The following is an 18,757-nucleotide window of genomic DNA, read 5'->3' on the forward strand; positions in this document are numbered from 1 at the left end:
GTTCTTTCTTTAGGACCATTCCTTCCCGTGTAGATTTGGATTGCGCTTTTTTAAATACTCAACCTGTGCCTTCAAATAAGCATTTTCTTCTTCTAGACTATTAAAATTCTTTCGATTCCAGACACCACGTTGATCATCAAAGGACTCCCCTTGTTGCGCACGTTTTACCCACTCAATAATCTGGGCATCGCTCTTCACACCGAGTTGTTCACGAATTTCTCGCAATGATTTTCTCTCTTCTAATCGAAGACGAACTGCTTCTCGCTTTAGTTCTTCTGTATATTTTTGAAATGATTGTCCTTTTCTTGCCATAAAAAAATCCCCTCCAGATAAAACAGTATTGAGTCCATCATATCAGATGGACTCTTTTTTTACTGTCTACCTATAGGGGATAATACCATTGTCCAAAAGGACAACCTCTCTTTTCTTATATCAATTAAAATTTAAACTCTTGTCCAACTTCAAAGCTATCTTCTAATACAAGAATACCTTTTTCTTGTGGAGCATCTGGAAGCTCTAATTCACGTGCAGAGCAGATCATTCCAGAAGAAGGAACACCGCGAAGTTCTGCTGGTTTAATTAACATACCGCTTGGCATTACAGCACCAATTTTTGCAACGACAACTTTTTGTCCTGCATCAACGTTTGGTGCGCCACATACGATTTGTAATGTTTCTGTACCGATTTCTACTTTACAGATGTTTAGCTTATCAGCATTTGGATGCTTTTCTTTTTCAGCTACATAGCCTACAACAAATTTCGGAGAAAGGTCTGCTTCTACTGTTTCTTCAAAGCCATTCTTCGCTAAAATTTCGTTGATTTTCTCTACAAGCTCTTTCGTTAATGTAAGGTTTCCTGTTTCTTTTACTTCTAAGTAAGAAGATGCATTAAAGATGTTGAATCCTGCTGTCTCGTTGCTTTCACGATCGTATACGCGTGCAACATCTCCTTTGCGATCAAAAGTACGGTTCTCTAAAGTAATATCTTGTAAGGCAACAATTAAAGTGTCACCAATTCCTTCAAGGTTGTAAAAAACGTTCACTTCGTTCATCCTTTCTCTTTTCCATCTGTCTTCTTCCGATTTTTCGCTAAAATAAAGATTGGTTCAAATTCTCCATCTTCATATACGAATGAAAGTGATGTAATCGGAACATGCCCTTCCGCAAAAAATTTCATTGTCATTTGTGCAATAATATCATAACCGATTTCGTTGACGATATCAGCAATAATTAATACATCTTGGTGAGGAACAGCAACAACCATGTCACCAGAAATCTTTTCACGCATCGATTGTAGTAACGATTCGTTTAAAATACGAGTCGCGTCATACCCATCATTTGTGTTTAAAAAGTAGAATGTATTACCCGCTACTGTGTCTTGTTTAAATTCATAACCTAACGAGCGTGCGTTGAATAATGCCATTTCACGCACTTGCTGTTCTGTAAGTTCTAATTTTTGTAATAGACGCTCATCAATTAGTCGATACGTTTTATTCGAATCTAACGCATAGTAAATACGTGTTTCCGCCGTATGATCCGTCATAATAAACGGATTTCCTTCTTCTGCTTGTTTCGGGAAAGAAGTAGAGCGAATAACAGGTAAAATTTTCGCTCCGCTATTTTCTTCTTTATGCATCGCAATTAGCGCTTCTTGTACGTAATAAGCAACTTCTTCAATTGCCTTTTCTTTGTTCACTTCCCATTTTGCCACAACTCCTGGAAGCGATACGTTAATACCTTTTTTGGAGTCTTTTTGTTCAATACGTAAAACTTCTTTCTCACTATCATACTGAAAGTCCCATTCTGGGCGAGATAATTTCTTTATTAACTCACCTTTCATCTTTTTACTTGTCATCTTCATCTCTTTTTCCTCCCTTCCAAAAAAATAACCTCCCCCGCGAAGGTAGAGGTTGTTTTACAATTCAATTGGCAAATTGCCTTATTTTAAACCTTCAATGAACTCTTCGATTTGTTCTTGTGTTTTACGATCTTTGTTTACATAGCGACCAGTTTCTTCACCTTTATTGTACGCTACAAAGCTCGGAATGCCAAATACGTCTAATTTTACACATAGATCAATAAACTCATCGCGATCTACATAGTAAAATGAGAAATCACTATATTTCTCTTCTACTTCTGGCATAAATGGGTCTACAAAGCGGCAGTCTGGGCACCATTCTGCTGAGAACATAAAGACTACATTCTCTTCATTTTTTAAATCTTGGAATTGCTCCATGCTTTCTAATGACTTCATCTATATTTCCTCCTCTAACGAGTGCATTTTTCATGTTATAATCTTTCTTTTATACTACCATACATCGCGCACGGTGCAAGGTTTATGCTTGCTTTTTGTCATACTTATATTGCCCAACTAACAACTTAACAACGTGTACAAATAATTCCGTGCGGTCGACATAATCATCTGTAAAAATACCAATCGCACCTTCGTGACTACGAATATCTTTTCGCTGCACAAACTCTTCCATCACTTCGCTTAATTCTTTACCATCTTCAAGAGGTGCTAAAAAATCGTCTGGTAACGTAATACGCGCTCCTCCGGCCACAAATACTTTCCCATCACTTGTTGCTAGCGCGCCCCAGTTACACATAAATAAACCGTGCTCCGTTTTCATTACACCGCCTTCTAGCCCAATACCAATTGGAGCTTCTCCTTCCTCTAGCGCTCGCTTCGCTCTATTAATCGCTCCTTCCATCGTCTCTTCATCTGAGAAAGGCTGAGCTGATACTCCTGATGGAACAGAAAGAGATGTAATTTCAGCATCTTTCCAAACCTTCTCCACAGCCCCAACCTTCGTTTTATTCTTTGACCCTACTACTACTTTCATTTCGTTCACCTCTATAAAAATTCATCATTTCGTTCTACTTAAATTAAACATTAATCACTACCATACATCACCGTGGCACCTATTCAACCTAAAAAAGAAGGTGGATTTCCTCACCATTACCGTCCTCGAATACAAAAACAGCCTTCCTCTCTTTTCCTATCCAGGGTCTTAATACATCATGCGAGCACCAATTAGGCACTGACCGCTCCCACACATGGATGGGTCATCTATTCAAGCCAAAAAAAGAAAGGCTCTTCAGCCCTTCTCTCTACGCGTTATTCTTAATTGTCTCTAACGTCGTTTTATCTGTTGTTCTTACAAGCTTCGTAATTAATTCTTTCGCCGCTGCATAATCATCAACATGTAAAATTGAAGCATGTGTATGGATGTAGCGTGCACAAACACCAATTACTGCTGATGGGATACCAGAGTTACTTGTATGTACACGGCCCGCATCTGTACCACCTTGTGAAATAAAGTATTGGTACGGAATGTTGTTTGTTTCTGCTGTATCTAAAATGAATTCGCGCATTCCTCTATGTGTTACCATCGTGCGATCATAAATACGAAGAAGAGCACCTTTTCCTAATTGACCGAACTGCGTTTTGTCACCAGATGCATCGTTTGCTGGACTTGCATCAAGCGCATAAAAAATGTCTGGTTGAATCATATTGGCAGCTGTTTGTGCTCCGCGGAGACCTACTTCTTCTTGTACAGTAGCACCAGAGTATAATGTGTTTGGTAATGTTTCATCTTTTAATTCTTTTAACAATTCGATTGCAAGGCCACATCCGTAACGGTTGTCCCAAGCTTTCGCCATAATTTTCTTTTCGTTTGCCATCGGCGTGAATGGGCAAATCGGCACGATTTGTTGTCCTGGTTTTACACCAATTTCAATCGCATCTTCATAACTATCTGCACCTATATCAATTAACATATTTTTTATATCCATCGGTTTTGCACGTTGCGCGTCACTTAATAAATGAGGAGGAATAGAACCAACAACCCCAATAACAGGACCATTCTTCGTCATAACTTGTACACGCTGTGCTAATAGAACTTGACTCCACCATCCGCCTAACGTTTGAAAACGAAGCATTCCGTTTTTCGTAATTTGCGTAATCATGAAACCTACTTCATCCATATGACCTGCTACAAGAACACGCGGGCCAGTTTCGTCCCCTTTTTTCAGACCAAATACGCTCCCTAAACCGTCTTGTACAATTTCATCCGCATATTTGCTTAATTCTTGTTTCATAAAACGGCGTACATCATGTTCAAAACCTGATGCACCTTGTAATTCTGTTAACGTACGAAATAATTGTAATGTCTCTTTATTCACGAAGTCCCCTTCTTTCAAACCTTAGTAGAATACCTCTTTTATTGTAACGAAATTTTCGAAATGTTTCTAGTTTCTTCTTTTTTAGCTGTATTTGCTTTATAATTATTATCGGTACACTATTTTTATTTTATAGAATTGAGGTGAATATATGAGCTGGAAAGGTTTAGTAGCAGGTCTTGGCGTTGGGTTCGCAGCTGGTTATCTCGTTGCAAACAAAGTACAAGAACAATCCCATATTTCTTCAGAAAAAGCATTGAAAATGGTGAAACAAGCATTAAGTCATAAAGGTGAAATTACTGGCTCTTGGGTACATATGGTTCCAGAGACATTTGAAAAATATGATGTCGCATATGAAGTTTATCGCGGCGGTCTTACAACAATGTTAGATGATATACAAGAACGATTTGAATTTTTAGTTGATGCTAAAACAGGTACTGTTTTAGAGGTTATAGCAGCATAAAAAGGAGGGTTCCCATTAGGTGAACCTCTTATTTTTTTGAAATTGCGGCTATTGATTAAAATTATATCAGCGATTTTTCGAATATATCGGCGCAACTCGTTTTATATCAGCGATTCCTCAATTATATCGGCGCAACTCAAATTATATCGGCGATTTCCCAATTATATCGACTTACCGACAAAACCCGACAATAAAAAGAAGCTGCTCCAATAAATATGATGGAACAACCTCCTCTTTCTATGCTTCTATACTCGTTTTTCTCTCTATCTTTTCTACAATATGCCCTTCCTCATTCCACTTCACAGCGCGATAATACGCGTCATGATAAAACGTAAACCAAGCATCTTTTTCAGCACCATACTTCATCCACTTTTGCTTATTTTCAATCGAGGTCATAGGATAATCATCGTATGCCATTACCCATAATACATTTTGATGCGCGTGCGTCGGCAATAGATCTGCTAAGTGTAGCATCGTCTCCCCTTGACTCTCCAAAGTGATAACTGCATGTCCATCACTATGACCACCCGTATGCGCCATCTTGATTTCATCTGTAATTTCTATTTTTTGCTGGAACGTAACAACTTGATCTACAATTGGCTCCCAATTTTCCTTCCAATATGTATTACGTGATCTAATGTTTGGATTCCTCATTTCATTCCATTCTGTTTCACTTACGTAAACTTTCGCATTTGGAAATGCTGGTACAAGGTGATCATCTTCCCATTTTGTTAGACCAGATGCATGATCAAAATGAAGATGTGTCATCAAGACGTAGTCGATATCTTCAGGCTTTAATCCTAATTTTTCTAATGATTCATAAACCGATGATTCTTCTGTTACACCTTGATTTCGTTTCATCTTCTCATTCAACTTACCGTTTCCTATCCCGGAATCAATGAGCATATTTCCGTCTTTCGTTTGCAAAAGTAACGGATCTGTTCGTAAATAAATATGATTTGTGTCATTATGTTTATATTTACGTGACCAAAGTACTTTCGGCACAACACCAAACATTGCTCCTCCATCTAAATGTGTATTCCCGCCTTTTAACCACGTTACTTTTATATCTCCAATTTGTAACTGTTCCATTACACATCCCCCTTTCAATTAATCTTAACATAAAATTCTGATTATTTTAGCTGTAAAAAACCTATGCATTACTGCATAGGCTCTGTACGATATTTTGCTTCAACTCGGTAAATACGATGACCTTTACTAGAGAATTTCTCTTCGTATTCAGTCATGATGTTACCTTCAAAGTCGCTGTTATGAAGATCTAAGCTTAAGTACGTTAGTAACATACCATACTCAGCCATACTCATAAGAGAATATTCAAATAGACCTTGGTTATCTGTTTTGAAATGAATTTCTCCGCCTTCTACTAATACTTCTTCGTAATTACGTAAAAATGTTTTATACGTTAAACGACGCTTCGTATGACGTTTCTTTGGCCATGGATCTGAGAAGTTTAAATAAACGCGATCAATTTCACCTTTCGCAAAGAAAACTGTTAAATCTTCAGCATCTTTATTAATTAACTTTAAGTTTGGTAATTCTTCTTCAATTAATTTATCAAGTGCATCTACAACAACACTTGTGAATTTTTCAATTCCAATATAATTAATATGTGGATTCGCTTTTGCCATATCATACATGAAGCGGCCACGACCTGTACCTACTTCAATGTGAATTGGTTGTTCGTTTCCAAATACTTCTTTCCAGCTACCAGCGCGCTCCTCTGGGTTTCCGATTACGATATGTGAATATTCATTAATTCGATCCATTGCATACGGTTTATGTCTTAAACGCATAGATGTTTCCCTCTCTTTACATAGCTATTTTAAAGGAATAATTCCTTCTTTCTTTTTTTATCAATCTACCAAACAAAAAACCAAGTACGTACGAGCACTCGGTCCGTTTCTTTCAAGTATAAGATGTACCATTTTGATAAAAACTACATACAGCATTAAACATTCCATGACGAAACAGCTTTTTCTCTTACATTTGAAGAGAAAAACAATCGAAAGGATGATCCGTTCATGCCAATTAATCAACAACATCAATTAGAAGTGCTGAAAGATATTTTAGTCAACCACCAAAGTGATTGTTGCGGGACAGTTTCAGAATGCGAGCAATTAGAGCGCCTCATTCAATCGTTACTCGCAAACGATAATATAAGTAGTGACGCTAAAGCAATGCTAAACGATGTATATTCTTATAGTCAATCGGGTAAATCTTCCTCTAATTTGGACAACCATATTTCCAATAATCAAGAACAACTTACTCAGTGGATTGCTGGAATGGACAATTTTTCTTAAGTATTATTCTGAAGCAAGTAGTTGCTGTAAATATTGATGCCAATATTCAGCTTCTGCTTGCTGCTTTTTTGTTGTGTGCCATTGAATAGACAAAATCGTTTGTGCTATCACATACCATCTCATACGCCTAAGCAGCGATTCATCCATTTCAATATCATAATAACCGAGCCACTCACTCCACTCCTGGCGCGGAATGTACCAATATAATAACATACCGAGGTCTAGAGCTGGGTCAGCAATTACAGCTCCATCCCAATCAATTAAAAACAACTCATCTTCATCCGACAATAGCCAGTTGTTATGGTTTACATCACAATGGCATACAACGAATTCATTGTATTCAATAGCTTTTAATGAATCCATTAAATATTGAAGGCCTTGCTGAATTGTTTCATCATCCCTTATATCTCCTCTTAAAACAAGTTGCAGCTGTTGTAATAACTCTTGTGCGTGAAGCGGCTGCTTCCCAAGTCTTTGAATCATCTGTACAAGCGCTTTAGAGGAGTGTATTTTCTTCAAAAGTTTCGCAACACGTTCTAGTTTCATATCCTCTGGCTCTAGCTTCTGTCCCGGAAGCCATTTTTGAGCAGAAATTACATCACCATTCGTTACCCTTCTTGTCCAAAGTAATTTTGGAACAATTCCTTCTGCTGACAATACCGCTAAAAAGGGCGATGTATTCCGCTTTAAAAATAACTTCTGTTGTCCGTTTTGCGCAATATATGCATCGCCCGTTACTCCACCAGCCGGTACAAGACTCCACTCTTTTCCTAATAATTGTTCCAACCATTCCATATTCATTACCCGTTAACAAATCCTTATCTTTTATAGTTATGAAAAGAAAAACCGCAACATTTCTACATATGTTGTGGATTCATATATTTTACTGTAAATGAAAAGAAAAATTAGCCTAAGCCAAAAATCCTCTATTTTATTTTACAAAACCTGTCATAGAATGACAACTTATCAAAATCGTCACCTTTGTCAATTCTACATTTATTACATTCTCATCGTCAAGTAGCGATTTGTCACATTATCGTCAATATATACGTGCTAATTGGAGCCAGCTTAAGTTCCTTTCCTCTAAATGAAGAAATTGGCTCTATTTTCGCTTCGTTTTCGTTTACTAACACATGCCACGTTGCTTCTTTCGGAAGCTGCACAGTTTTGGCTTCTAAACAGCTATTAAATAAGACGACAATCTCTTTCCACGGCCCAAACGATTCTGCATGCTCTAGATGATATGCAAGTACTTCTGTAGATGTTTGTAAAAAAGTCATATGTTTTTTTATAAGGTCTGCGTTTTGTAATCGGAATGCCCCATGCTCTTTACGAATCGCAATTAAACCTTTTATATAGTTAACGGTCTCTATCTCTTTCTCTTTTTGATCCCAATCTAATTGATTGATCTCATCATTTGCATTATAACTATTTTCATTTCCTTTCTTCGTACGATAAAACTCCTGCCCTGCGTGTAAGAAAGGAATGCCTTGTGAAAGAATAACCATCGCGCTCGCCAACAGGTGACGTTTTTTCAAAATCGCTTCTGATTCTTCATTACTGCGCACTAGTTTATCCCACATCGTCATATTATCATGACATTCTACATAGTTAATGCTTTGCGCCGGCTCTAGAAACAGCCCCGTTTCTTTCATACTTAAAAGACTTCCTGCTGCAATATACTGCAAATGGTTACAGTCTACATGCCCACCAAATGCAAAACCACGCTTATTTATATGAAATGTACTCCCTTTTATCCCATCACGAAATTGATCATTAAACTGCGCGATATGTGGCATTTTCTTCGCATTATTTAACGTTGCTTTTTCTTTGGCAGGAAGCGGTGTTTGTAAATCCCATCCTTCCCCTAATAACAAAGCATCTCGTTTTATGTTTCGCACTTCTTTTTCTATCATATTCATTGTATCAACATCTAAAATTCCCATTAAGTCGAATCGGAATCCATCGACATTGTATTCAGTAAGCCAATATAAAATAGACTCTACAATGAATTTCCTCATCATTTTCCGTTCAGATGCTATATCATTTCCAACTCCCGTCCCATTAGAAGGCATACCATCTTCACCATGACGAAAATAATATCCTGGAACAAGCTTCTCAAATGATGATAGCTCTCTTTCATAAACATGATTATATACAACATCTATAATCACCCTAATACCTTGTTCATGAAATGTTTCGATTAGTTGTTTACACTCAACTATCCTGTTATACGGATCAGAGGGGTTTGTAGCATAAAATCCTGTTGGTGCATTGTAATATAATGGATTATATCCCCAATTATAGGCGGATGAAGGATTCGCCTCATCTACACCACCGAAACAATATAAAGGTAATAGTTCAACATGTGTAACACCTAAATCTTTTATATGAGACAACCCTGTTAACGCCCCGTTCCGTCCTGTTGTTCCATCCTCCATCAATCCTTTATATGTTCCCTTTTGAATTACTCCACTATTTTGATGTATAGTCGCATCACGAATATGCAGTTCATACAATATGGCATCTGTCATTGATTGTAATGTTGGTAATCCCTCTCGTCTTGTTACATTCGTTTTTTCTAAATCGATAACAACACCGTGTTTTCCGTTTACCGTCACCGACTTTGCATAAGGATCCACAGCTTCGTTCCATATTAAATTAATACAAACAAGAAATGTATAGCGTGCTCCGTCTAAATCACCTTGTAATGTTTGAATCCAAACTCCGTTTTCTCCCCTGTACATTTCATGATCGATATATTCTTTATCACTCTTATAAATTCTTACTTTCGCAAGCCTTGCAGTTGGGGCCCATACTTTAAATGTCGTTTCTTCTTTTTGATACACAGCACCTAAATCTGTACCTTCGTAATAATACTTTTCATCGAAAATTGTCGTTCGAATAACAGCACCTATTTGTAAATCAGTTTCTTCATTCCGTTCATCTCGTACTGTATAATACTTCCCCACATCTAGCGGCTCTTCTATAAAGCACTCATACTTCGTTGCATCTGGAAGCGCAATAGTATGAGCAATCGGTAAATCTTTCACATTACTTCCTTCTTGCAAACGAAATGTCCGACTTGTTCCATACGCATGTGGGAGCAAAATTGTAATTTTATTCATTTCATCTAAATAGGCATCAAATGGACGTTTTACTTTCAACATAAAAAAATCACCATCATTCTCAAAGTTAAAATAAAGTGAAACTTTAATGAGCGAGAAAACTTTTCGATCCTCACTTATTATTAGCCTTCACCAATTAGGCGAGATAAAATGAGCTGCAAATGATAAGACTTTTCTTATCAACAAGACTCTATACAGTAACTCCATTCTTCTCTATAGTATATTCACCTGCATAAAAAACGTTTTCAACATTCTATTTTTGTAATTTTATTTCAGCAATCGATTTATACTTCGGGGTTTCTTTCACGTGGGATTCGTATAAAGTAATTGTATCTGCTTGAAATGATATTTTAGGCACTTCTTTTATAAGTTCTAAATCGAACTTTTCTTCTCCTATCCATTTACGAGCAACGGTAATATGCGGGTGATACGGGCGTGTTTCTAGAGAAAATCCATTTTCTTCACAAATGGCATGTATTTGCTTTTGCAACTGAAACAAATCGTGATTTTCACTTACCTTCGCCCAAAAAATACGGGGCTGATCTTCCCTACCAAACGTTGAAAAACCTTGTAACGTGAACGATAGTTCTTTTGTTTCTGCAATTGTTTGTAATCCATTCTTTATTCCCTCTAACTGTTCCTCCGTTGCACTCCCTAAAAATGAAAGGGTAATATGATAGTCTTCTTTATGTACCCATGAACGAAATTGCAATTCCTCTTGCATGTCCTCTTTATAGTTAGACAGCATTTCTTTTATATGATTCGGTAACGTAATTGCGACAAAATAATGCAGTTCCATGTACATCTTCTCCTTCTTTCTATTGTTGCTTTTCTTTCTTATCTCATTCAGGTAAAAAGAAGCCGCTCTCCAAAATAGAGAGCGGACATTATTTATATATCCATTACTTCGCTAATTCATGAATTGCTTGCGCGTAAATTGCTGTTGCTTTTAATAAGTCTTCAATTTCGATATACTCATCTTTTTGATGCGCAAGTTCTTCTTTTCCAGGGAACAGCGGGCCAAATGCCACACCAGCTTTTAATGAACGAGCATAAGTACCGCCGCCGATTGCTAATAGTTCTGGTTTTTCACCCGTTTGTTCTTCATACACACGTTGTAACGTACGGATTAATACGTGATTTTTATCGACGTGATGTGGGCGAGAATTAGAATAGTCAGCCACTTCAAAACCATGCGTACCAACATATTCTTTCAACTTCACAATTGTTTCTTCAAAGTTAGTTGTAACTGGGTAACGTACGTTTAGCCCTAAGTTACCACCGTTTTCTTTCGTATAAGAAATGCGACCGACATTCACTGTTAACGGACCGCTAATTTCATCTTTATAAGCAATAGTAGCTTTTTCACCAAAAATATCACCAGTAAATGTTTCTGTTGCAAATGTCGCAAATGCAGTTGCTTTTCCATCAAGTGAAACTGTAGTTAAGAAGTTTGCTAATAATAAACCTGCATTTTCTCCTTTTTCAGGAGTAGATCCGTGCGCTGAAATTCCTTCTATTTGCAACTTCACTGTATTTCCTTCTATAGTCGATTTCCCTATTTTTTTAGCAGTTTGTAAATACTCTTCATATGCTACTGTAAGTGCATTTACATCTTCTCCTGTAATAACCGCTTCTGCAAAATCAGGGACCATATTTAAACGGCGCCCTGAATCAAATGAAACAAGTTCATATGTACCTTTTTTCTCTTCACTACCATTTTGCACAACTTGTATATCAGAAATTCCTTTTTCTGCATTAATAATTGGAAAGTCTGCATCTGGTGCAAAACCAATCGTTGGCATTTCTTCATTTTTAAAGTAGTGATCTACACATTTCCAATTGCTTTCCTCATCTGTTCCTATAATCATACGAACACGTTTTGAAAGAGGTAAGTCTAATTCTTTCACAATTTTCATCGCATAATATGCTGCCATCGTTGGACCTTTATCGTCAATTGCACCACGCGCAAAAATCTTTCCGTCGCGAATATCTGCACTATATGCAGGAGTTGTCCAGCCATCTCCTTCTGGTACAACGTCAACGTGACAAAGAATACCTACTAACTCTTCTCCTTGTCCCATTTCAAGATGACCTGCATATCCTTCTAAATTTTTAGAAGTAAAACCTTCATTTTCTCCTTTATGTAACATGAAAGATAAAGCTTTTTCTACACCTTCACCGAATGGTGCGCCCTCTTTCGCTGACTCTTCTTCCCATACACTTTTAATTTGTAAAAATTGTTGTGTATCACGAATTAAGTCATCTTTTCGTTTTGCAACTTCTTCTGTCCAATTAATTGCTGACATCACGCATCCATCCTTCACTATATTGTTTCTTTCATCATAACAAACCGAAATCTCTTATGCCATACACGAAAATCAAATACCGAACAATTGTAATATTTCAGATATTTCTCATTAGTTTTTCTTTTATTTTTCTAAAAAAATTTGCAGGAATTTGGCGTTTTACGTAGAATTTTATGTGTTAGTTGACTGACCATATATACAATGTCAACTACCAATATTTTTCTATATGAATATTTGTTAAATTTCTGTAAAATTTAAGTAGATTAAAGCATGAATTTTATCATGTAGAGTACAATGGTAGTAACGACCTTCTTTCCTGAATGGGGTCAAAAAAACTAGTAGAGGAGTGGTTTTCTCTTGAAACCTACAACTACTCGTATGCTAACACGCATTAAATCAATTTATATGTACATCAATGAAAACGGAACGGTAACGACGAAAGACCTTGTAGATGAGTTCGGGATCACACCGCGAACGATACAACGTGATCTAAATGTGTTGCAGTTTAATGAACTCGTGTATAGCCCTTGCCGCGGTAAGTGGACAACAACAGGAAAGAAAGTGAGAATGACCTCATAACGAAAAATAATTGTATGGTAAATAAATACATACCCCTTTCTAATAATTAGAAAGGGGTCTTTTCTGCGCCTATAAAGGTACTACTTTTCAGTATCTACTTGATATGTTTTTAACATTTCTACTTCTTCATCTGTTAGCTCTCGGTATTGTCCAAGTTCTAGTTCCTCATCTAATACTAACGGACCCATCTCTGTTCTCTTTAGGTAGACTACTTTTTTCCCTACCGCTTCAAACATACGCTTCACTTGATGGAATTTCCCTTCCGTAATCACAAGCTCAATTTCAGAAATATCATCGCTTTTCAATATTGTAAGTGCACCTGGCTTTGTTTCATAGCCATCGTCTAAAATAACACCTTTAGCAAACTCTTTTACATCCTCTTCTGTTACTACTCCTGCAACGTGTGCATAATATTTTTTCGGCACATGCTTTTTCGGAGATAATAATTGATGCGATAACTTCCCATCATTTGTTATCAATAAGAAACCTTCCGTATCGATATCAAGTCGTCCAACTGGGAACGGATCAAAGATAGCATCTTCTAATTCTAATAAATCTATTACTGTTTCATGATTATCATCTTCCGTCGCTGAAATAACACCTTGTGGTTTATGCATCATTAAGTAAACAAACTCTTTGTATTCCACAACTTCACCGTGAATCATAACTTCTTGCTCTTCTACATTTACATGAACTTTTGCATCTTTTACTGGCGTTCCATCAATTTTCACAACGCCATCTTTCAATAATTTCTTTACTTCTTTTCTACTTCCATATCCCATATTCGCTAATAATTTATCTAATCTCACGTTTTTCACCTTCTTTATTTATCATAGAAAAGGGGACGTAATTACGCCCCTCTTGATTTCAACTTTATTTTAAATCTACTACCAAGTTTACGTTGAATTTTATCTAATGCTTCTCCGCCAAATACTCTTTCAAGTACTCCTGTGCGAATTGCTAACAATCCATAAACAAAACCGCCAATACCTGCACAAATCGCAACTGTTATAAGAGCACCAATACGGCCATCAGGCGAAATCATGAAGGATAGAATCCATTGTGATAGTTTTACAGTAACGACCATTATAAGTGTCAGTACTGCAATTTGGAATGTTCTTTTATATACAACACCGAATGAATAGTGTGCGTATTTTTTAATTTGTTGATTTGTGTACCAAACAGAAGCTAAGAAACCAACTGCTGTCGCTAGAATTGCTCCTACTGTACCGAAATAACGAATAAAGATTACGTTACATACAAATTTCAAAATAACGCCCATTATAAGCGCAATAATCGCATGCTTCTGCTGGTTAATACCTTGCAGGATTGCCGCTGTTACTGTAAATAAAGCGAATAACAACGCAACTGGTGCATACCACATTAATACTTGTCCACCTAGTGGATCTGAATCGTAAAACGCAGTATAAATTGGATATGCCAGTGAAGAAATACCGACAACTGCTGGCAATGTTAAAAACATATTCGCCTGGAATGTTTGTGTAATTTGTAATTTCAAATAGCGGTATTGTTTTTCAGTAAATGATTTTGTAATTGCTGGTACAAGCGTTAAACTAAACGCTGTCGCAAGTGATACAGGAATCATAATTAACTTATGCGTCCACATTGTGAAAATACCGAGGGCTCGCTCTGCGATATCACCTTGACCAATCGCCTGCATAATTGAGTTAAATGTCAATGTATCAATTTGTTGATATAAAGGAATTGTTAACCCAATTACAACGTAAGGAATCGCATATGCAAATAATTCTTTAAACAATTGAACGGTGCTTACTGTTGACTCTGGTACAGTTTGTTCAATTAAATATTGATCCAAATATTTTTTACGTTTTAACCAGTACCAAATTAACACTCCGAGTGCTCCAACCGCTGAAACGAACGCAGCAAATGTCGCTACTCCAACTGCTGTTGCAACTGTACCGCCAAGTACTTTAATAACGATAAAACTACCTGCTAATAAAAAGACGATACGAATAATTTGTTCAATAATTTGTGAAACGGTAGTTGGTCCCATAGACTGGTGACCTTGGAAATAACCACGAATTAAACTCGCTGCTGGTACAACAATAAGTGCGAAACTTACAAGACGAATGATCGTCGTAACTTCTCCTACATTATTGTGTATACTTTGTTTACCAAGCATCGCTTCTGCAAACAATGGCGCCGTCATGTACAGTACTAGGAACGAAAGAACTCCTGTTACTATCATCATAACCATTCCCGAGCGGAACATTCTCCGGCTCGTTTTATAATCGCCAAGCGCATTATATTTGGAAACAAATTTTGAAACAGCAAGTGGCACACCTGCCGTTGCGATACTTAAAAAGATCGTATATGGAATGTATCCATATGTATAGAGCGTTCCGCCTTCTGTTCCTACTAATGCATGAAACGGAAAGACGTAAATCATGCCTAAGAACTTTACTAAAAATGTCCCTAGCGTAACAATAAGCGTTCCGCGCAGAAATTTCGAATCGGACATACAAAAATCCTCCTACATCTACATAAAGTGAAACTATAATTAGTTGGAGACTTCTCTCCTACTCCTTATTAGTTGAACCATTCGAGCATTTACAGGCTAACAAACTCCCTATTTACTTCTCCTAAATCTTGAGGTTTTAGTCTTATCACCTACAAATGGCAGGATAGTACTGAACTCTAACTTTTGTATTGTACCACAATTCTCTCATTAAGCAGTACTTCACTCTATTTTTCTTTTAAGGGAAAACATGCTATTCTTTTAGGCAGGAAATGTAGAAAATGAGGTCGATATATTATGCATTATGATGTTATTGTCATCGGCGGCGGTCCTTCTGGGCTAATGGCTGCAATCGGTGCTGCAGAAGAAGGCGCAAGCGTCTTACTTCTTGATAAAGGAAATAAACTAGGGCGTAAACTTGCAATTTCAGGTGGCGGCCGTTGTAACGTAACGAACCGTCTACCACTTGATGAGATCGTTAAACATATACCAGGAAATGGCCGCTTCTTATACAGCGCTTTTTCTATTTTCAATAATGAAGATATTATTACATTCTTCGAAAATCTCGGTGTAAAACTGAAAGAAGAAGATCATGGTCGCATGTTCCCTGTATCAAATAAAGCACAATCGGTAGTAGACGCACTTTTAACACGATTAAAAGACTTAGGTGTAAAAATCCGTACGAATACACCCGTTGAAACGATTGAATATGAGAATGGTCAAACGAAAGCAGTTGTACTACAAACTGGCGAAGTGTTAGAAACAAATCACGTCGTTATCGCTGTTGGTGGAAAATCTGTTCCTCAAACTGGATCTACTGGAGACGGATATGCTTGGGCTAAAAAAGCCGGGCATACAATTACAGAATTATTCCCAACAGAAGTACCAATCCTTTCAAACGAACCATTTATTCTTGATCGCTCCTTACAAGGTCTAGCTTTACGCGATGTAAACTTAAGCGTATTAAACCCGAAAGGAAAAACTATTATTTCTCACAAAATGGACATGCTCTTCACTCATTTCGGCCTATCTGGTCCTGCTGCACTTCGCTGTAGTCAATTCGTCGTGAAAGCACTGAAAAAGTTCAAAACAAATACCATTCAAATGAGTATCGATGCATTGCCAGACGAAAATAGTGAACAACTATTCCAACGCATGCTGAAACAAATGAAAGAAGATCCGAAAAAAGGAATTAAAAACGTGTTAAAAGGTTATGTACCTGAGCGTTACTTCCTATTCTTATTAGAAAAAAATGAAATTGATGGCAGCGAACAAGCTGGACAAGTTTCTCACGAAAAGATTCGTGCACTTGTGAAAGACTTTAAAGAATTTACTGTGAATGTAAATGGTACGCAGTCAATTGAAAAAGCATTCGTGACTGGCGGCGGTGTATCCGTTAAAGAAATTAATCCGAAAGAAATGTCTTCTAAATTCACGAACGGCTTATATTTCTGTGGGGAAGTTCTTGATATTCACGGTTATACTGGTGGCTATAATATTACATCTGCTCTTGTTACTGGTAGAATTGCCGGAACAACAGCTGGAGAAAACGCGAAAATGCAATATTAAACCGAGAAACAGGGATTCCTGTTTCTTTTTTTATAAGTACATGAAATTATATCGGCGATTCTGTAAATATATCAGCGATTCTACTACTTATATAGGCGATTTTTCAAATATATCGACTTACCGACAAAAAACGCCAAATATCCCCTCCCCTTAACTTCCCATTGCTTTTTTGTTGCTTTATATACCTTAGTACCTTTATATTTTATATTGTTGAATATTTGAAAAAGGGTAAGGGGAAAACGTATGAGAAAAAAAGTCATGATGTCTTTAATGCTAATGACGTTTCTTTCTGCAGTAGAAGGAACGATTGTTAGTACAGCAATCCCTCGTATAACGAGTGATTTGTCAGGCGTCGAACTTGTTAGTTGGGTATATGCAATTTATATGCTTGCAACAGCTGTTTCGACTCCAATATACGGAAAGCTTGCTGATTTGTTTGGCCGTAAAAAAGTTTTACTTATCGGAGCTACAATCTTTTTAGTCGGTTCTGCACTTTGCGGAGTCGTTACATCGATGGAACAATTAATTTTCTTCCGCGCTCTTCAAGGTATCGGTGCTGGTGCTGTTATGCCGATTACAATGACAATTATTGGAGACTTATATAGCGAAGCGAAAGACCGCGCGAAAGCACAGGGCTGGATGAGTGCCGTTTGGGGTGTATCTGGTGTTATCGGACCGTTAGTAGGTGGATTTTTAGTTGACTCCCTATCTTGGCGTTATATTTTCTTCTTAAACGTTCCATTCGGCATTATCGCTTGCTTAATGATTGCCATTTACTACAAAGAATCTATTAAGCCCGCTAAACACCATATCGACTATCTTGGTGCAACAGTCTTCTCATTAAGTACGATCGCTCTACTATACGCATTATTAACAGGTAGCAGTAAGCAAAACTGGGGAGACATAACAATTATCGGCCTATTAATCTTCGCCGTCGTTTCATTCATTATTTTCTTATTCATCGAGAAAAAATCTCCGGAACCATTAATTCCGCTAGCACTTTTCTCTAACCGTACATTATCTACAATAAACATATTAACGCTTATTGCTGGCGCAATGATTATTAGTATTACAATGTACCTTCCAATTTGGAGCCAAGGTGTATTAGGAAAAAATGCAACGGAAGCCGGACTTATTTTAATGCCAATTCCTGTTATGTGGACATTTGGTGCTATCTTCTCTGGTAACTTAGTAGGCAAATTAAAAACGAAACAAATCATTTTACTTGGAGCTAGCATTTTATCAGTCGCTACGTTCTTATTATTTACATTATCAACACATTCACCATCGTTCCTTATTTATGTAGCAGTCGGATTATTTGGCTTAGGAATGGGGCTTGTGACACCGATTTACATGGTAACAATTCAAGCAGCTGTACCAGCTCATACACGCGGAACAGCCGTTGGTTTAAACACATTTATTAACACATTTAGTCAAACGTTAGGTGCTGCAATCTTTGGAACAATCTTCAATACGATGATTCACGCACGTGGCATTAAAAACCTTGATCTTGTATCTGGCGGACACGGCGGGGCTACAGCAAGTGTAGCAACTGAATCACAATCCGCATTAGCAGCAAGTGTACACGTCATTTATATGAGCACTTTCGTATTAGCAGTATGTACATTAATTATCGCTTGGCTTTTATTAAAGCCCGCTACACAAACAAGTGAGCAACAATAAAAAGGATGACCATTTTGGTCA

Annotated in this window: 18 protein-coding genes and 1 pseudogene; 5 read left to right on the plus strand and 14 right to left on the minus strand. The window is 37.3% G+C overall.

Annotated elements, in window-relative coordinates; all coding sequences use genetic code 11:
• The 6 genes and pseudogenes from BAQ53_RS22230 to BAQ53_RS22255 all read right to left on the minus strand — a co-directional run.
• Window positions 1–312 (minus strand): annotated as a pseudogene (locus tag BAQ53_RS22230) (transposase); the annotation flags it as partial.
• Between the two features lie 124 nt (window positions 313–436).
• The gene (gene ytpR, locus BAQ53_RS22235; RefSeq protein WP_001006761.1) at window positions 437–1,051 is read right to left on the minus strand and encodes a YtpR family tRNA-binding protein; all 615 of its coding nucleotides are present in this window, start codon (window positions 1,049–1,051) and stop codon (window positions 437–439) included.
• On the minus strand, window positions 1,048–1,860 hold the full coding sequence (locus BAQ53_RS22240; RefSeq protein ID WP_208906253.1) for a DUF1444 domain-containing protein: 813 nt from the start codon (window positions 1,858–1,860) through the stop codon (window positions 1,048–1,050). Before BAQ53_RS22240 ends, ytpR begins: the two co-directional genes overlap by 4 nt.
• Window positions 1,861–1,938: 78 nt before the next feature.
• Window positions 1,939–2,253, minus strand: a complete 315-nt coding sequence (locus BAQ53_RS22245) for a thioredoxin family protein (protein ID WP_000838187.1) — start codon at window positions 2,251–2,253, stop codon at window positions 1,939–1,941.
• A gap of 82 nt (window positions 2,254–2,335) precedes the next feature.
• Window positions 2,336–2,845, minus strand: a complete 510-nt coding sequence (locus tag BAQ53_RS22250; protein ID WP_000869936.1) for a DUF84 family protein — start codon at window positions 2,843–2,845, stop codon at window positions 2,336–2,338.
• 268 nt (window positions 2,846–3,113) lie between these two features.
• Window positions 3,114–4,187, minus strand: a complete 1,074-nt coding sequence (locus tag BAQ53_RS22255) for a M42 family metallopeptidase (RefSeq protein ID WP_001031508.1) — start codon at window positions 4,185–4,187, stop codon at window positions 3,114–3,116.
• Window positions 4,188–4,335: 148 nt separating this feature from the next.
• Here BAQ53_RS22255 and BAQ53_RS22260 point away from each other — a divergent pair, with 148 nt between their 5' ends.
• Window positions 4,336–4,647, plus strand: a complete 312-nt coding sequence (locus tag BAQ53_RS22260) for a PepSY domain-containing protein (protein WP_000118541.1) — start codon at window positions 4,336–4,338, stop codon at window positions 4,645–4,647.
• Window positions 4,648–4,884: 237 nt separating this feature from the next.
• Here the strand turns inward: BAQ53_RS22260 and BAQ53_RS22265 are convergent, their stop codons facing one another.
• Together BAQ53_RS22265 and trmB are read right to left on the minus strand one after the other, a co-directional pair.
• On the minus strand, window positions 4,885–5,739 hold the full coding sequence (locus BAQ53_RS22265; RefSeq protein ID WP_208906254.1) for a YtnP family quorum-quenching lactonase: 855 nt from the start codon (window positions 5,737–5,739) through the stop codon (window positions 4,885–4,887).
• Window positions 5,740–5,807: 68 nt separating this feature from the next.
• On the minus strand, window positions 5,808–6,461 hold the full coding sequence (gene trmB, locus BAQ53_RS22270) for a tRNA (guanosine(46)-N7)-methyltransferase TrmB (RefSeq protein ID WP_001239385.1): 654 nt from the start codon (window positions 6,459–6,461) through the stop codon (window positions 5,808–5,810).
• A gap of 228 nt (window positions 6,462–6,689) precedes the next feature.
• On the opposite strand from trmB, the gene BAQ53_RS22275 reads away from it, so the two are divergent.
• Window positions 6,690–6,968, plus strand: a complete 279-nt coding sequence (locus BAQ53_RS22275; protein ID WP_001122234.1) for a YtzH-like family protein — start codon at window positions 6,690–6,692, stop codon at window positions 6,966–6,968.
• Between the two features lie 3 nt (window positions 6,969–6,971).
• Here BAQ53_RS22275 and BAQ53_RS22280 read toward each other — a convergent pair whose 3' ends face one another.
• The 4 genes from BAQ53_RS22280 to pepV all read right to left on the minus strand — a co-directional run bounded on the left by BAQ53_RS22280 (window position 6,972) and on the right by pepV (window position 12,405).
• On the minus strand, window positions 6,972–7,769 hold the full coding sequence (locus BAQ53_RS22280) for a phosphotransferase family protein (RefSeq protein ID WP_001986674.1): 798 nt from the start codon (window positions 7,767–7,769) through the stop codon (window positions 6,972–6,974).
• Between the two features lie 227 nt (window positions 7,770–7,996).
• Entirely contained in the window at window positions 7,997–10,138 is a 2,142-nt protein-coding gene (pulA, locus tag BAQ53_RS22285; RefSeq protein ID WP_000921760.1) for a type I pullulanase, read from the minus strand.
• A gap of 211 nt (window positions 10,139–10,349) precedes the next feature.
• Entirely contained in the window at window positions 10,350–10,895 is a 546-nt protein-coding gene (thpR, locus tag BAQ53_RS22290; RefSeq protein ID WP_000418983.1) for an RNA 2',3'-cyclic phosphodiesterase, read from the minus strand.
• A gap of 103 nt (window positions 10,896–10,998) precedes the next feature.
• Window positions 10,999–12,405: a dipeptidase PepV gene (pepV, locus tag BAQ53_RS22295; protein ID WP_001274248.1), complete on the minus strand. Its 1,407-nt coding sequence runs from the start codon at window positions 12,403–12,405 to the stop codon at window positions 10,999–11,001.
• Between the two features lie 357 nt (window positions 12,406–12,762).
• Between pepV and BAQ53_RS22300 the strand changes: the two genes are divergently transcribed.
• Window positions 12,763–12,984: a DeoR family transcriptional regulator gene (locus BAQ53_RS22300; RefSeq protein ID WP_000805512.1), complete on the plus strand. Its 222-nt coding sequence runs from the start codon at window positions 12,763–12,765 to the stop codon at window positions 12,982–12,984.
• An 80-nt stretch (window positions 12,985–13,064) separates the two neighbouring features.
• Here BAQ53_RS22300 and BAQ53_RS22305 read toward each other — a convergent pair whose 3' ends face one another.
• A complete protein-coding gene (locus tag BAQ53_RS22305; RefSeq protein ID WP_001234947.1) occupies window positions 13,065–13,793 on the minus strand; it encodes a pseudouridine synthase in 729 nt (242 codons plus the stop codon).
• 41 nt (window positions 13,794–13,834) lie between these two features.
• Window positions 13,835–15,487 (minus strand): putative polysaccharide biosynthesis protein, encoded by a 1,653-nt coding sequence (locus BAQ53_RS22310; protein ID WP_001284031.1) that lies wholly within the window; start codon window positions 15,485–15,487, stop codon window positions 13,835–13,837.
• Window positions 15,488–15,781: 294 nt separating this feature from the next.
• Between BAQ53_RS22310 and BAQ53_RS22315 the strand changes: the two genes are divergently transcribed.
• Together BAQ53_RS22315 and BAQ53_RS22320 are read left to right on the plus strand one after the other, a co-directional pair.
• On the plus strand, window positions 15,782–17,053 hold the full coding sequence (locus BAQ53_RS22315) for a BaiN/RdsA family NAD(P)/FAD-dependent oxidoreductase (RefSeq protein ID WP_000558889.1): 1,272 nt from the start codon (window positions 15,782–15,784) through the stop codon (window positions 17,051–17,053).
• Window positions 17,054–17,296: 243 nt separating this feature from the next.
• Complete coding sequence (locus BAQ53_RS22320; RefSeq protein WP_001228011.1) at window positions 17,297–18,736, plus strand: MDR family MFS transporter; 1,440 nt, start codon at window positions 17,297–17,299, stop codon at window positions 18,734–18,736.
• Window positions 18,737–18,757 lie beyond the last annotated feature (21 nt).

It is taken from the genome of Bacillus sp. B25(2016b) (genome assembly GCF_001679765.1).
In the GTDB taxonomy this organism is placed as follows: domain Bacteria; phylum Bacillota; class Bacilli; order Bacillales; family Bacillaceae_G; genus Bacillus_A; species Bacillus_A thuringiensis_K.